We start from the raw sequence: 14,849 nt of genomic DNA on the forward strand, positions 1-14,849 counted from the left end.
CTATTCCGCCGCGATGGCGTCTTCGATTTTTTCAACGCGGATGGCCGAGAACTTGAACTCGGGGATTTTGCCATAAGGGTCGATGGCCGAGTTGGTCAGGATGTTCGCCGCCGCCTCGACATAGGCAAAGGGGATGAACACCATGTCCTCCGCGATTGCGCGGTCGGCACGCACCATGATCTCGATCGTCCCGCGACGCGTTGTCAGGCGGATGGTCTCGCCCGGTTCGATCCCCATCAGCCTGAGCGTGCGCGGGTTCATCGAACAGTTTGCTTCGGGTTCCACGGCGTCCAGAACCGTAGCGCGTCGCGTCATCGACCCGGTGTGCCAATGTTCCAACTGGCGACCCGTGGTGGCGATCATCGGATATTCCTCATCCGGGGCTTCATCGGGCGGGATGACGCTGGCCGGGGTGAATTTCGCCTTGCCGTCTGCACGCGGGAAGCCATCACCAAACACAATGGACTGACCCGGATCGGTTTCCGACAAGGACGGATAGGTGATCGTTTCACTCTCCAACCGGTCCCACGTGATGTTGTCGAGCGAGGCCATCGTTAGCTTCATCTCGGCAAAGACCTGAGACACATCGGTATAGTCCCAGTTCAGCCCGATGCGCTGCGCCAGTTCGACAGTGATCTTCCAATCCTCACGCGCCTCCCCCGGAGGGGTCACGGCGGGACGCACCCGCTGTACCTGACGGTTGGTATTCGACACCGTGCCGTTCTTTTCATAGAGCGCCGAGGCAGGCAGGATGATGTCAGCATAATTCGCCGTTTCGGTCAGGAAGATATCCTGCACGATCATCAAGTCCAGCTTGGCCAGCGCGTCGCGGGCGTGGTTCACATCAGGGTCGGACATGGCCGGGTTTTCGCCCATGATATACATGCCTTTGATGTTGCCGGCATAGGCTTGATCAATGATCTCGGTGACAGTCAGCCCCTTCTCGTTCGAGAAATCGTCCGAGTTCCAAACGTCGTTGAACTTGGCGCGGACGCCATCGTCAGTCACGCTCTGGTAGTCCGGCAGGAACATCGGGATCAGACCCGCGTCCGAGGCCCCCTGCACATTGTTCTGACCCCGCAGCGGGTGCAGACCAGCGCCGGGTTTACCGACATTGCCCGTCATCAGCGCGAGGCTGATCAGGCAACGCGAATTGTCGGTGCCGTGGATGTGCTGGCTGACGCCCATCCCCCAGAAGATCAGACCAGCCTTGGCCTGCGCAAAGGTGCGCGCGACACGGCGCAACTGATCCGGTTCGATGCCACAGATCGGCGACATCGCCTCGGGCGTGAAGGCGCGCAGATGCTCTTTCTCGGCCTCCCAGTTCTCGGTCCAGCGGTGGATGTATTGGCTGTCATAGAGCTCTTCCTCGACGATCACATTCATGATCGCGTTCAGCATCGAAACATCGGCCCCCGGGCGGAACTGCAGCATCTCATCTGCGAACTTCCGCATCCCAACGCCGCGCGGGTCCATCACGATCAGCTTGCCGCCCCGTTTGGTGAACTGCTTGAAATAGGTCGCGGCGACGGGGTGGTTTTCGATCGGGTTGGCCCCAATGATGATTGCCACATCCGCGTTTTCGATCTCGTTGAAGGTAGCGGTCACCGCGCCCGATCCCACGTTCTCGATCAGAGCGGCCACCGACGACGCGTGGCATAGACGGGTGCAGTGGTCAACATTGTTGTGCTTGAAGCCCTGACGGATGAACTTCTGGAATAGGTAAGCTTCTTCGTTGGTGCATTTGGCCGAGCCAAAACCCGCAACGCTGCGCGGATCTTCGTCCCGCAGAGCCACCAGTTTGGAGGCCGCAAGCTCCATCGCCTCGTCCCAGGTCGCTTCGCGGAAATGGGTCGACAGGTCCGACGGATCGACATTCAGCCCCTTCTCAGGCGCATCCTCACGCCGGATCAGCGGCGTGGTCAGGCGGTGCGGGTGGTGGATATAGTCGAAACCAAACCGGCCTTTGACACACAAACGGCCTTCGTTGGCGGGGCCGTTGATGCCCTCGACATATTTGACCTTGCCGTCGTTGACCTTCAGCGAGACCTTGCAGCCCACACCGCAGAACGGGCAGACGCTTTCTGTCTCAGAGTCGTAGTCTTTGCTGTCACCTTTCTGCTGATCGTCAAGCACGGTAGCGGGCATCAGCGCACCAGTCGGGCAAGCCTGCACGCATTCGCCGCAGGCCACACAGGTCGAATCGCCCATCGGGTCGTTCTGGTCGAACACCACCTGCGCCGTATGACCACGACCGGCCATGCCGATCACGTCATTCACCTGCACATCACGACAGGCGCGAACGCAGAGGTTGCAGTTGATGCAGGCGTCCAGATTGACGCGCATCGCAACGTGGCTGGCATCCAGCAGCGGAATCTTTTCGGCTTCTTTCGCCGGGAAACGGCTCTCGCTTACATCGTTCAGCTTGGCCATGTCCCAGAAATGGCTGGAGGCGTCGTGCGCTTCTTCGGGCTGGTCCGCGACCAGCAGTTCCATAACCATTGCGCGAGATTTCTCGGCGCGGTCGCTGTCAGTCTTCACGACCATCCCATCCGCTGCAGGACGGATGCACGAGGCGACCAGAGTGCGCTCGCCTTCCACCTCGACCATACAGGCGCGGCAGTTACCGTCGGGGCGATAGCCCGGCTGCGGCTTGTGGCACAGGTGAGGGATGGTGAACCCCTGCCCCTTGGCGGCTTCCCAGATGGTCCAGCCCTCGGGCACGGTGACATCTTCGCCGTTCAGGTTGAAGGTGACGGTCTTGGTTGGGCTTGCGTCTAGCATGGCTCTGTCTCCCCTCAGATTTCGTCGGCGAAGTGTTGCATCACAAGGCGGATCGGGTTCGAAGCAGCCTGCCCCAGACCGCAGATCGAAGCGTCACCCATCACCTGACACAGGTCTTCCAGCAGGTCCTGATCCCACTTGTCGGCCTGCATCAGCTTGACCGCCTTCTCGCAGCCCGCGCGGCAGGGCGTACACTGACCGCAGCTTTCGTCTTCGAAGAAGCGCAGCATGTTCAGCGCAGCGTCGCGGGCGGTGTCCCGATCGGAAAGGACCACCACGGCGGCGGAGCCGATAAAGGTGCCATGAGGCTGCAATGTGTCAAAGTCCAGCGGAATGTCATCCATCGCCGCAGGCAGCAGACCCGAGGATGGGCCACCCGGCTGATACGCCTTAAAGGTCTGGCCTGCTACCATACCCCCGGCAGCTTCGATCACGTCCAGAATGGTCGATCCGGCAGGCAGCAGGTAAACACCCGGCTTCGCCACACGGCCAGAGACCGAATAGCTGCGCAGCCCCCTGCGGCCATTCTTTTCGGTACTGTTGAGGCATCCCGGCCCCTCGCGGCAAACCTTTGTGACCCAGTACAAAGTCTCGACATTGTGCACCAAGGTCGGGCGGTTAAAGACCCCAACCTGCGCCACGAACGGAGGGCGGTGACGCGGCAAGCCCTTTTTACCCTCGATCGATTCAATCATCGCGGATTCTTCACCGCAGATATACGCGCCAGCGCCCCGGCGCAGGTCGATATAACCGGGCGCGACAATCCCGGCAGTTTCCAGCGCGGCGATCTCGCGGCGCAGAATCTCCAGCACCGCAGGGTATTCGTCGCGCATGTAGATAAAACAGGTCTCGGCCTCAACCGCCCAGGCCGCGATCAGCATCCCTTCGAGGAAGACATGCGGCGTACGTTCCAGATAATAACGGTCTTTGAACGTGCCGGGTTCGCCCTCGTCCCCGTTAACGGCCAGATAGCGCGGGCCTTCGTTCATGCGAACAAAGCCCCATTTCTTGCCCGACGGGAAGCCCGCACCACCCAGACCACGCAGGCCCGAGGACAGGACGTCCTCCTGCACCTTCTCCCAATCGCCGCCCTCGCGCAGCTCTTTCAGCTTGGCGTAGCCACCATTGGCCTCATACGCGCCAAAGTCCTCGTAATCAGGCAGATGTGCACAGGTGTCATTGGCGGCAATCGCGGCCTGCACCTTTTCAGGGGTCGCGTGGTCGATGTGGTTGTGACCGATCTCAAGCACAGGCGCGGTGTCGCAACGACCCATGCAGGGCGCTCGCACAACGCGCACTTCAGCGGGGTCCAGCCCGTCTTCCAAAGCCTTTTGCAACTGCTGGGCACCGGCCATCTCGCAGGACAGGGAATCACAGACGCGGATCGTCAGCGCGGGCGGAGGGGTGTCGCCTTCTTTCACCACGTCGAAATGGGCATAGAAGGTCGCGGTCTCATAGATCTCGGCCTGACCGATGCGCATTTCAACCGCCAACGCGGCTATGTGATCGGCGCTGATATGGCCGTGTTCGTCCTGAATCAAATGCAGGAATTCGATCAGCAGATCGCGGCGGCGCGGGCGGTCGCCCAGCAGGCGCGTGATCTCGGCCTGTGCCTCATCCGTGAACTGACGGCCTTTGGGCGTATGCCGCCCCTTGCCTTTACCTGACTTCCAGACGCCCTTGGGTGCGCCTGATGGCTTGGTGTCTAATGGTGCCATGATGCCCTCCGATTAAGGCCCCGTGTCTCATCAGACTAGCATATCGTCAAATCGCATATTTTAATCGCACGATAACGACAGATTATCACCGCAATGAGGCGACCACCGTCCTCAGCGCCTCGACCGTCGGCAGTTCTGGATCACGGCTGAGGGTTGCCAGACAGATCGGTTTGCTGACCACTGGATCGACCAGAGGCAGCACCTTCGTCCCCTTCAGATCACCCAAAGCCCGCACCAACACGCGGGGAACAACCGTTGCTGCCAGCCCTTCGCGCGCCATGACCATCGAGGCGGTGAAACCACTGGTTTCAGCCACCACATGCGGGTGCAGGCCCTGTTCGGCAAAAATGCGATCCAGAATGCGCCGGTTCTGCATCTGCGGCTCAAGCAGGCTCAGGGGAAACTCGGCCACCTGCGCCCATGGGATCGGGCCGGAATCCTCGGTCATATGCGCTGGGACCAGCAGTACATAGGTTTCTTCGTACAAGGGCTGTACCTGTCGCAGGTCGGTGCCAATACTGTCGCCATATGTGATGCCCGCATCCAGACTGCCTTCGTCCAGACGATGCTGAATGGCGGTCGCCGACATGGTTTCGATCCGCGACAGGATGCGCGGATGGGCCTGCTGCAAGCGTTTGACCAGACGTCCAGTAAAGGCAATCGCGGTCGGAATCACGCCCAGGATCAGCGTCCCCGTAATCTCACCCTTGGATGCCTGCACCTGCTGTTCCAGCGCTTTGGTCTCATCCAGAATACGCCGCGCGCGCTGGACAATCATTTCGCCTTCTTCCGTCAGCCCCTGAAACCGATTGGCCCGCCGAACGATCGAAACGCCCAGCCGATCCTCAAGATTGCGGATACGCATCGAGAATGCAGGTTGAGAAATCCCGCATTCCTCGGCGGCTTTGGCAAAGTGTTGATGCCGCGCCAAGGCGCTGAGGAGTTGCAGGTCGCGGATTTCTATCATTTGGGAACATCTCGGGTCACGGGCCAACCTGATATCACAGAACGATTTGCAGGAATAAGCGCAACTTTGAATATTCTTGCTGGTAACTTGACTGATTGTCCAAAACCCAGTTCCAAACGCAGTTTTCAGCCGCAAGTGACTGCGCCCAGACCTATCCGTTCAGATTGTTTTCCAACTGCTGCCTAAGAGAAACTTCATCCTGAAGCCCCCAGAACTCCGACAGCTTCCCGTCCTTGACTTTATAGATACTGATAATCTTGAACTCGACCTCGCTCCCGGTCGCAGGAACGCCCAACCAGTCGTCGGAATGAGTTCCCCTCAGCGTCTTATAGGCAACAACCTTTTCACCCTCAGCGATCAGCGCTTCACCGAGGCATGTAAATCAGGGAAGGCCCTTAAGAAGCTTGCATATCCTTGCTTCAAGCCTTCGATACCCCCGACAAAGGCACCACCACCACTTGCCGTGTGGTCGATGAAATCCTCGGCGAACACCTCGCATATGGCATCAAGCGAATGGCCGTTCTGTATGTCGTCTATGTACCTTTGAACTACGGCTTTGTTGGCTTCGACTGTTTCGTTAACCATCGGAATAGAACCAAGTTTGGAAAACTCAGATTCAGATAGCACATTTACCGAAACGATTGCACTTCTTCACGTATTGAACAGGAAATGCATCACGTCACCGTCCTTGACGATGTAGCCCTTGCCCTCTGCTCGCATCTTGCCAGCCTCTTTCGCGCCCTGCTCGCCATTGGCGGCGATGTAATCGTCATAGGCGATGGTCTCGGCACGGATGAAGCCTTTTTCAAAGTCACCATGGATTACGCCAGCGGCCTGCGGGGCGGCGGTGCCGGTGCGGATGGTCCAGGCACGGGCCTCTTTCGGGCCGACGGTGAAATAGGTTTCCAGGTGCAGCAAGTCGTAACCGGCGCGGATCAGACGATCCAGGCCCGGCTCTTCCAGCCCCATTTCCTCAAGGAACATCTGGGCTTCGTCGTCTTCCAACAGGCTGATTTCTTCTTCGATCTTGGCGCTGATGATGACGTGGGAATTGCCCTGCGCGGCGGCCATTTCAGCAACCTTGGCCGAGTATTCGTTGCCCTCGGCCGCTTCTTCCTCAGACACGTTGCAAACATAGAGCACCGGCTTGGTGGTCAGCAGTTGCAGCATCTTCCACGCCTTGGCGTCTTCGTCCGAGACCTCGACCAGACGCGCGGGTTTACCGTTTTCCAGCATCGCCTGCGCCTCGGCCAGCAGGCGATCTTGCTGTGCCGCCTCTTTGTCGTTGCCCTTCAACTTGCGCACCAGGTTGGCGCGGCGCTTTTCGATGCTTTCCAGATCAGCCAGCATCAGCTCAGTTTCGATCGTGTCAGCATCGGCCACCGGGTCCACACGGCCATCCACATGGGTCACATCGCCGTCTTCGAAACAGCGCAGCACATGGGCAATCGCGTCGGTCTCGCGGATATTGGCCAGAAACTGGTTGCCCAGCCCCTCACCTTTCGAGGCGCCTTTGACCAGACCGGCGATGTCCACGAAGGTCATTCGCGTCGGGATGATTTGTTTCGAGGACGCAATCGCCGCCAGCTTGTCCAAGCGCTCATCAGGCACGGCCACGTCGCCCACATTCGGCTCGATGGTGCAGAACGGGAAATTCGCCGCCTGCGCCGCGGCAGTCTTGGTCAGCGCGTTGAACAGGGTCGACTTGCCAACATTCGGCAGACCCACGATTCCCATTTTAAAGCCCATCTCGGCCTCCTGAAGCGATACGACGGCGTCTTCTATTCAGGTAAGGGCAAATGCGCAACCCAGCCGCTCAACTTGGTTCGAGTCCGATCTGCAACATCACGACCCTGTCAAAGTGCGTGTCTCGATCGCGACTTGATTTTGTTGACCAAACGTAATCATTGTCAGACCTATCGCGAACAGATTGACGAAGATGCATTATGAAGTTCCTTCTTATTTTCACTGTTTTCTTACTTTCAGCAGCTACAGCACACGCTCAATCAGTAATCTTCGGAGCAGGCTACGCTGATTTTTCCGATAGCAATGGCGAGGATCAGGCCATCTTTTCGCTGGAATACCAGCACAATCCGTTTCACCAGGCCACCCGGTTCAGTGCGGGCTGGGGGGCAGCACTGACGGTTGATGTCGATGGCGACACGCATATCGGTGCGGGTTTGATCGGCGTCTACTCGTTCTCGGACCGCTGGTTCGCCGAACTCAGCGTCCTGCCCGGCTATTACAACGCATCTAATGACAACAACGACTTGGGCGGCAGCTTCCAAATTCGCAGCCTTCTGGGTGTTGGCTACAATTTGGACAGCGGCAACGCTATTTCTCTGGCCGTAACGCACAAGTCCAATGCCAGCACCGAAAGCTTCAACCCCGGTGTGAATGCCCTGTTCCTGCGATATCACTACGGGTTCTAAGCCAATCTGGCCCGGCGGGATTGATTTCCGCGTAAAGTTTCTGCACATCAGGTTCAAACCTGTTTGCAAGGACTGCTGATGACCCGTATCGACGCCAAGTTTGCCGCTCTGAAGGCCGAAAACAAGAAAGCCTTTGTCGCCTACATCATGGCCGGAGACCCTGATTTCGATACTTCGCTCGAAATCGTGAAAGGGCTGCCGGGCGCAGGTGTCGATGTGATCGAACTTGGCCTGCCATTCACCGATCCCATGGCCGATGGCCCGACGATTCAGGCCGCCGGACAGCGTGCCCTGGACGGTGGTATGACCTTGCAAAGAACTCTGGATTTGGCGCGCGCCTTCCGCGAGACGGATGATACGACTCCCATCGTGTTGATGGGGTACTACAACCCGATCTACAGCCGGGGGGTCGACACGTTTTTGGCCGATGCCAAGGTTGCGGGTATAGACGGGCTGATCGTCGTAGACCTTCCCCCTGAAGAAGACGAAGAGCTCTGCCTGCCTGCGCAGGCGGCGGGTTTGAACTTTATCCGTCTTGCAACCCCGACTACCGACGACAAGCGCCTGCCCCGCGTTCTGCAAAATACATCGGGCTTTGTATACTACGTCTCGATCACGGGGATCACAGGCGCCGCCGAAGCGCAAGCAACGAATGTCGGCCCCGAGGTCGCCCGGATTAAGGCAGCAACGGACCTGCCTGTCATTGTCGGCTTTGGAATCAATACACCCGAAAAATCCCGCGCGATCGCTTCTGTGGCAGACGGCGCGGTGGTTGGGTCCGCGATCGTTAGCCAGATCGCCTCGGGCAAACCGGTTTCCGACGTACTGAGCTTTGTAAAAACGCTGGCCGACGGGGCCCATTCGGCCTGAAAACACTGACAAAACTTAAGATTAGATCAACCGCGGCTGGCCTATACCACCCGCGGTTTTTTTGCGTTCCTTCGGCGCGGCAACGGACCGCAGACATGCGACGTTGCGGCTCCCCCTAATAATTGGTAAGAAAAAAGAACCAATTCAAAAGGCCAAAGCCAAATGCCAGTCATCACAAACATAGAAGACCTTAAACGGATCTACGAACGGCGCGTCCCACGGATGTTTTTCGACTACGCCGAAAGCGGAAGCTGGACAGAACAAACGTTCCGCGAAAACAGCTCGGATTTCGAAGATATCCGCCTGCGCCAACGCGTCGCCGTGGACATGGCCGGGCGCTCGACCGCATCACAAATGATTGGTCAAGACGTTGCGATGCCGGTTGCATTGGCCCCCGTCGGATTAACCGGGATGCAACACGCCGACGGAGAGATGAAGGCTGCCAAAGCCGCCGAAGAATTCGGCGTTCCCTTCACGCTGTCCACCATGTCAATCAACTCGATCGAAGATGTGGCCGAACACACGACAAAACCATTCTGGTTCCAGCTCTATACAATGAAAGATCAGGACTACGTCGGACGCCTGATCCAGCGCGCAAAAGACGCGAACTGCTCGGCCCTTGTTATCACTCTGGACCTGCAAATTCTTGGCCAACGGCACAAGGACCTGAAAAACGGCCTGTCTGCCCCGCCAAAACTGACTGCAAAAACCGTCGCCAATCTAATGACCAAATGGGCGTGGGGCATTGAAATGCTGGGCGCGCATCGGCGGGAATTCGGCAATATCGTTGGCCACGCCGAAGGGGTGTCGGATGCTTCCTCACTCGGCGCTTGGACAGCGGAACAGTTTGACCCCAGCCTTGACTGGAAAAAAGTCGAAAAGCTGATGGAGCAATGGGGCGGCAAAGTGATCCTTAAGGGCATACTGGACGCCGAGGATGCAAAGATGGCAGCCAAGTTGGGGGCCGACGCCATCGTCGTGTCAAATCACGGTGGACGCCAGTTGGACGGGGCGCTCAGTTCAATCCGCGTTTTGCCGGAAATCATGGATGCGGTCGGTGGAGATGTCGAGGTTCACCTGGACAGCGGCATTCGCTCGGGCCAAGACGTGCTCAAAGCATTGGCTCTGGGTGCAAAGGGCACCTATATCGGCCGCGCCTTTGTCTATGGGCTGGGCGCAATGGGGCAAAAAGGCGTTACGACCGCGCTGGATGTCATTCATAAAGAGCTTGATACCACGATGGCGCTGTGCGGTGAGCGCCACGTTGGCGACTTGGGCCGCCACAACCTTTTGGTCCCCGAGGATTTCGGCGGTCGCTGGCAAGGCTGACCATCGGGTTTAGGGGGGCTCTGCCCCCGCCGCCCTTTGGGCGACTCCCCCGGGATATTGTTAGCCAGATGAAGCAGGGATCCTTCATTCATCTGGCCCCAAATATCCCGGAGCGCGAGGCAGAGCCTCGCAATAAACCTGATCCCGCAAAAAGCCCTTTCCAATTGCAGTGAATCAAGCTATGGACGCGGCTTCACGCGGGCATACAGCCTTGGAGGATGCCCGCCCTAACATTGGAGAATATATCATGGCTGGTGAGATTCCTGATCTCGTAGCTCTGGAACGGACGGGGACAGGCAAGGGCGCCGCTCGTCAAGCACGCCGCGACGGCATGGTTCCGGGCATTGTATTTGGTGGCGACAAAGAACCGCTGCCGATCAACATCCCGTTCAACGTTCTGTTCAAGCGCCTGAAAGCGGGCCGCTTTAAGTCGACCCTGTGGAACCTGAAGGTTGAAGGCCACGAAGACGTGCGCGTCATCTGCCGCGACGTACAGCGTGACGTTGTCAAAGACCTGCCGACCCATCTGGACCTGATGCGCCTGCGTCGGACCACCAAGATCGCGCTGTTCATCCCCGTTGAGTTCGTCAACGAAGAAGAAGCGCCCGGCATCAAGAAGGGCGGCGTTCTGACCGTTGTCCGTCCTGAAGTCGAACTGATGTGCACCGCTGGTGAAATTCCCGAGAAGATCACTGTTGATCTGACCGGTCTGAACATCAACGACGTTGTCACCATCTCGTCGGTTGACCTGCCTGCAGGCACCAAGCCAACCATCGACCGTGACTTCGTGATCGCCAACATCTCGGCACCGACTGGCCTGTCGGCAAGCGACGACGAAGAAGGTGAAGAGGGCGAAGTGGCACCTGATGAGGTCGAAGTCGTCGGCAAGGAAGAAGCCGAAGAATAAATCCGGACACGACGTTCCAGATTTTCCGGACGGGGCCCTTGGGTCCCGTCTTTTCTTTTGGTCTGAACGGGCTGGAAAACTGCCCCTGATCCATGCCATCTACCAATTGAAGATCGGTGCGCAAAGTAAGGACGTGGGAATGAAGCTGTTTGTCGGCTTGGGTAATCCAGGATCAAAATATGCCCGAAACCGGCATAATATTGGCTTTATGGCTGTCGACAGGATCGCGGATGATCACGGGTTCGGGCCGTGGAAATCAAAGTTCCAGGCCGAAATTGCCGAAGGGCGGCTGGGCGGTGAAAAGGTTCTTGTGATTAAACCACAGACTTTCATGAACCGTTCGGGCCAGTCCGTTGGCGAGGCGATGCGCTTTTACAAGCTCGACTCGACCGACGTGACCGTTTTCCATGATGAGCTGGACCTTGCGCCAGGCAAAGTTCGGGTCAAAGCAGGTGGAGGGCATGCTGGCCATAATGGGCTGCGCTCGATCCACGAACATATCAGCCCGGCTTATGACCGGGTGCGACTGGGGATCGGTCATCCCGGGCGCAAGGAAATGGTCTCACCTTATGTTTTGGGTGACTTCGCCAAGGCCGACAGCGACTGGTTGGATGACGTCCTGCGTGGTGTGTCCGACGGTGCTGGACATCTGGCTGACGGAGAGGGCGGCAAGTTCATGAACGCTGTCGCCTTGCGCACAGCCCCGCCACGGTCTTCAAAGTCCCCCTCTGAGCCTGCCAAGCCGACTGCGAAGCCGATTTCGCAACCAGAATCACGGCCGACACCCGACGACCGATCGGCCATGCAACGGCTGTTGGACAAATTCAAATAGACACACTGACATTGCCGCAACGTACCATTTGCGGATCCCACCCAATCGCGTTCCAATACCACCCGAATATGGGAGGAAATGGATGAGAACCTTTTTGAAATGGGTGCTGCGCATCGTTTTGATGCTAGTGCTGGCCGCGGCTGTTGTTGGCTTCTGGAAACGCGAAGAAATCCAACGCCTTATGGCCGTCAACTCCTTGTTCTCTGAGGACAAGATCGTCCACAATTTCTCTCATATGGACGAAGCCTTCCTAAAGGTGGACTTGCCACGTGGGGACGGCCCAACTTGGGAGCTGCCTTACGGGCCGGGCTTCGATTTGCCCGAAGGCACCGACGGCTGGATCGAGGACCGCACCGTAACATCTTTGCTGGTGATGCAGGATGGGCAGATCCGGTTCGAGGAATATTATTTGGACACCGGGCCGGATGATCGGCGCATTTCGTGGTCGGTCGCTAAAAGCTATCTCTCTTCCCTGTTGGGTATCCTTCTGGCCGAAGGTGCGATCGACTCGCTTGATGACCCGGTCACAAAATACGCACCGGACTTGGAAGGCTCGGCCTATGACGGTGCCACGATACGCAATGTGTTGAACATGGCCAGTGGCGTGACGTTCAACGAGGACTATCTGGATTACGATTCCGACATTAACCGGATGGGCCGGGTGCTTGCGCTGGGTGGCGAGCTGGACGACTTTGCAGCCTCGCTTCAGGACAGCTTCACCACTCCAGGCGACACTTGGCAGTATGTCTCGATTGATACGCATGTCATCGGAATGGTGATCCGTGGCGCCACCGGACGCAGCGTTGCTGAATTGCTGACGGATCGGATCTTGCAACCGCTCGGGCTGGAGCAGGATGGCTATTACGTGACGGACGGCGCTGGGGTCGCGTTCGTGTTGGGTGGGCTGAATTTCACCACCCGCGACTTTGCCCGATTTGGGCAGGTTGTTTTGCAGAATGGGTCACATAATGGTCAGCAACTTATCCCTGCCGAATGGATCGCCGAAGCGGTCGCGCCCAGCGCACCGACTGAGGCAGGGAAAATCGGATATGGCTATCAATGGTGGATTCCGGTCGGCGCGCATGAGGGAGAGTTTCTGGCTCGTGGTGTTTACGGCCAATATATCTATTTCGACCAAGCCCGCGATGTTCTGATCGTTTCAACCGGGGCAGACCGCAACTTTCGCGATGCGGGCGTGAACGAAGAAAATATCGAAATGTTCCGCAAAATAGCGCAAAGCCTGTAAGATGGCGTCATGCAGAAGCAGGACAGCATAAATGTGCTGGGGGGTGTTCTGGCCCCCTGCTCGCGCGATCCCCTGACCGGTTTTTTCCGGGACGGGGCGTGCAACACCTGCCCCGAGGATCAGGGCAGCCACACTGTTTGCGCAGTCATGACGGCCGAGTTTCTCGCGTATTCGAAATATGTTGGAAACGACCTGAGCACGCCGCGCCCCGAGTTCGACTTTGCGGGTCTCAAACCGGGCGATAGCTGGTGCCTGTGCGCCGGGCGGTTCCTCCAAGCCTATGACGAAGGCTGCGCGCCCATGGTACATCTTGAAGCAACACATCAAAGGGCGTTGGACGTTGTGCCGCTACGCGTCTTACAGGAGAAGGCGGCACTAGACTAACGAGTCAGGCAAGGATCTCCTGCCCCACCTATACGAGCTCCGGATTCAAAAACGGCGCTGCCAAAGAGCGCGCCGTTTCTTAGTCGAACTAAAAGGTTAATCTGCCGTGCGTCCTTCGGTATCCGACATATCGAAATTCAGATACTTGGCAACGGTCTGTACATCCTTGTCGCCGCGTCCGCACATGTTCATGCAGATCAGGTGATCTTTGGGTAGTTCCGGCGCAATCTTCATCACATGGGCAAGCGCGTGGCTGGGTTCAAGCGCCGGAATAATCCCTTCGGTCGCGCAGCACAGTTGGAACGCCTCCAACGCCTCTTTATCGGTGATCGAGACATAGTTGGCGCGGCCAATGTCATTCAACCACGAATGTTCCGGCCCAATACCGGGGTAATCCAATCCGGCCGAAATCGAATAGCCCTCAAGAATCTGCCCGTCATCATCCTGCAGCAGATAGGTGCGGTTACCGTGCAGCACGCCGGGGCGACCGCCGGTCAGCGACGCGCAATGTTCCATTTTTTCATTGACGCCTTTACCACCAGCCTCAACACCAATGATGTTGACGGATTTGTCGTCAAGGAACGGATAGAACAGCCCCATCGCGTTCGATCCACCGCCGATGGCGGCGATGATCGTGTCGGGCAAACGGCCCTCAGCCTTGTGCATCTGCTCCTTGGCTTCCTTGCCGATGATCGACTGGAAATCACGCACCATCGCCGGATACGGGTGCGGCCCGGCCACGGTGCCGATGCAATAGAACGTGTCTCGCACATTGGTCACCCAGTCGCGCAGCGCGTCATTCATCGCGTCTTTCAACGTACCACGGCCTGAGGTCACCGGAATCACCTCGGCCCCCAGCAGGCGCATACGGAACACGTTTGGCGCCTGACGCTGCACGTCATGGGCGCCCATATAAACCACGCATTTCAGGCCGAATTTGGCGCAGACAGTGGCTGTGGCGACGCCGTGCTGCCCTGCCCCGGTTTCGGCGATGATCCGGGTCTTGCCCATGCGCCGCGCCAGAATGATCTGACCCAGCACGTTGTTGATCTTGTGCGCGCCAGTATGGTTCAGCTCATCACGTTTCAGGTAAATCTTGGCTCCGCCCAGATGCTGCGTCAGACGTTCCGCGAAATACAGCGGCGAGGGTCGACCCACATAGTTGGCCCACAAATCGTCCATCTCGGCCCAGAAGGTCGGATCATCCTTGGCCTTCTCATATTCCTCTTCCAGCGACAGGATCAGAGGCATCAGCGTCTCGCTGACAAATCGCCCTCCGAATATGCCGAAACGTCCCTGTTCGTCGGGGCCGGACATAAAGGAATTGAAAAGATCGTTGGCCATGGCTGTCTCCATCGTCGTACCCGTTGTTCATAGGAG

The 14,849-nt window shown here is 57.9% G+C and carries 12 protein-coding genes and 1 pseudogene; 7 read left to right on the forward strand and 6 right to left on the reverse strand.

Annotated elements, in window-relative coordinates; genetic code table 11:
- The 5 genes and pseudogenes from fdhF to ychF all read right to left on the reverse strand — a co-directional run bounded on the left by fdhF (position 1) and on the right by ychF (position 7,218).
- Entirely contained in the window at positions 1-2,784 is a 2,784-nt protein-coding gene (gene fdhF, locus GOV87_RS04700; RefSeq protein WP_171210988.1) for a formate dehydrogenase subunit alpha, read from the reverse strand.
- A gap of 14 nt (positions 2,785-2,798) precedes the next feature.
- Positions 2,799-4,502 carry an NAD(P)H-dependent oxidoreductase subunit E gene (locus GOV87_RS04705; protein WP_171210989.1) on the reverse strand — a complete coding sequence of 568 codons (1,704 nt, stop codon included), beginning with the start codon at positions 4,500-4,502 and terminating at the stop codon, positions 2,799-2,801.
- A gap of 85 nt (positions 4,503-4,587) precedes the next feature.
- The gene (locus GOV87_RS04710; protein ID WP_171125769.1) at positions 4,588-5,469 is read right to left on the reverse strand and encodes a LysR family transcriptional regulator; all 882 of its coding nucleotides are present in this window, start codon (positions 5,467-5,469) and stop codon (positions 4,588-4,590) included.
- A 151-nt stretch (positions 5,470-5,620) separates the two neighbouring features.
- A pseudogene (locus GOV87_RS20635) lies at positions 5,621-6,054 on the reverse strand (ester cyclase).
- Positions 6,055-6,120: 66 nt separating this feature from the next.
- Complete coding sequence (gene ychF / locus GOV87_RS04725) at positions 6,121-7,218, reverse strand: redox-regulated ATPase YchF (protein WP_171121792.1); 1,098 nt, start codon at positions 7,216-7,218, stop codon at positions 6,121-6,123.
- 197 nt (positions 7,219-7,415) lie between these two features.
- Here ychF and GOV87_RS04730 point away from each other — a divergent pair, with 197 nt between their 5' ends.
- The 7 genes from GOV87_RS04730 to GOV87_RS04760 all read left to right on the forward strand — a co-directional run bounded on the left by GOV87_RS04730 (position 7,416) and on the right by GOV87_RS04760 (position 13,469).
- On the forward strand, positions 7,416-7,901 hold the full coding sequence (locus GOV87_RS04730) for an acyloxyacyl hydrolase (RefSeq protein ID WP_171210991.1): 486 nt from the start codon (positions 7,416-7,418) through the stop codon (positions 7,899-7,901).
- A gap of 78 nt (positions 7,902-7,979) precedes the next feature.
- On the forward strand, positions 7,980-8,771 hold the full coding sequence (trpA, locus tag GOV87_RS04735) for a tryptophan synthase subunit alpha (protein WP_171210992.1): 792 nt from the start codon (positions 7,980-7,982) through the stop codon (positions 8,769-8,771).
- 162 nt (positions 8,772-8,933) lie between these two features.
- Positions 8,934-10,100: an alpha-hydroxy acid oxidase gene (locus GOV87_RS04740; protein ID WP_171125777.1), complete on the forward strand. Its 1,167-nt coding sequence runs from the start codon at positions 8,934-8,936 to the stop codon at positions 10,098-10,100.
- A gap of 247 nt (positions 10,101-10,347) precedes the next feature.
- Positions 10,348-11,007, forward strand: a complete 660-nt coding sequence (locus GOV87_RS04745; protein ID WP_171121788.1) for a 50S ribosomal protein L25/general stress protein Ctc — start codon at positions 10,348-10,350, stop codon at positions 11,005-11,007.
- Positions 11,008-11,146: 139 nt separating this feature from the next.
- On the forward strand, positions 11,147-11,839 hold the full coding sequence (gene pth, locus GOV87_RS04750) for an aminoacyl-tRNA hydrolase (protein WP_171210993.1): 693 nt from the start codon (positions 11,147-11,149) through the stop codon (positions 11,837-11,839).
- 82 nt (positions 11,840-11,921) lie between these two features.
- Complete coding sequence (locus GOV87_RS04755) at positions 11,922-13,085, forward strand: serine hydrolase (protein WP_171210994.1); 1,164 nt, start codon at positions 11,922-11,924, stop codon at positions 13,083-13,085.
- Positions 13,086-13,094: 9 nt separating this feature from the next.
- Entirely contained in the window at positions 13,095-13,469 is a 375-nt protein-coding gene (locus GOV87_RS04760) for a DUF2237 family protein (protein ID WP_171121785.1), read from the forward strand.
- A gap of 96 nt (positions 13,470-13,565) precedes the next feature.
- On the opposite strand, the gene trpB is transcribed toward GOV87_RS04760, so the two are convergent.
- A complete protein-coding gene (gene trpB, locus GOV87_RS04765; protein WP_171121784.1) occupies positions 13,566-14,813 on the reverse strand; it encodes a tryptophan synthase subunit beta in 1,248 nt (415 codons plus the stop codon).
- Positions 14,814-14,849: the final 36 nt, after the last annotated feature.

It is taken from the genome of Ruegeria sp. HKCCA5426 (assembly GCF_013034585.1).
Taxonomy (GTDB): domain Bacteria; phylum Pseudomonadota; class Alphaproteobacteria; order Rhodobacterales; family Rhodobacteraceae; genus Ruegeria.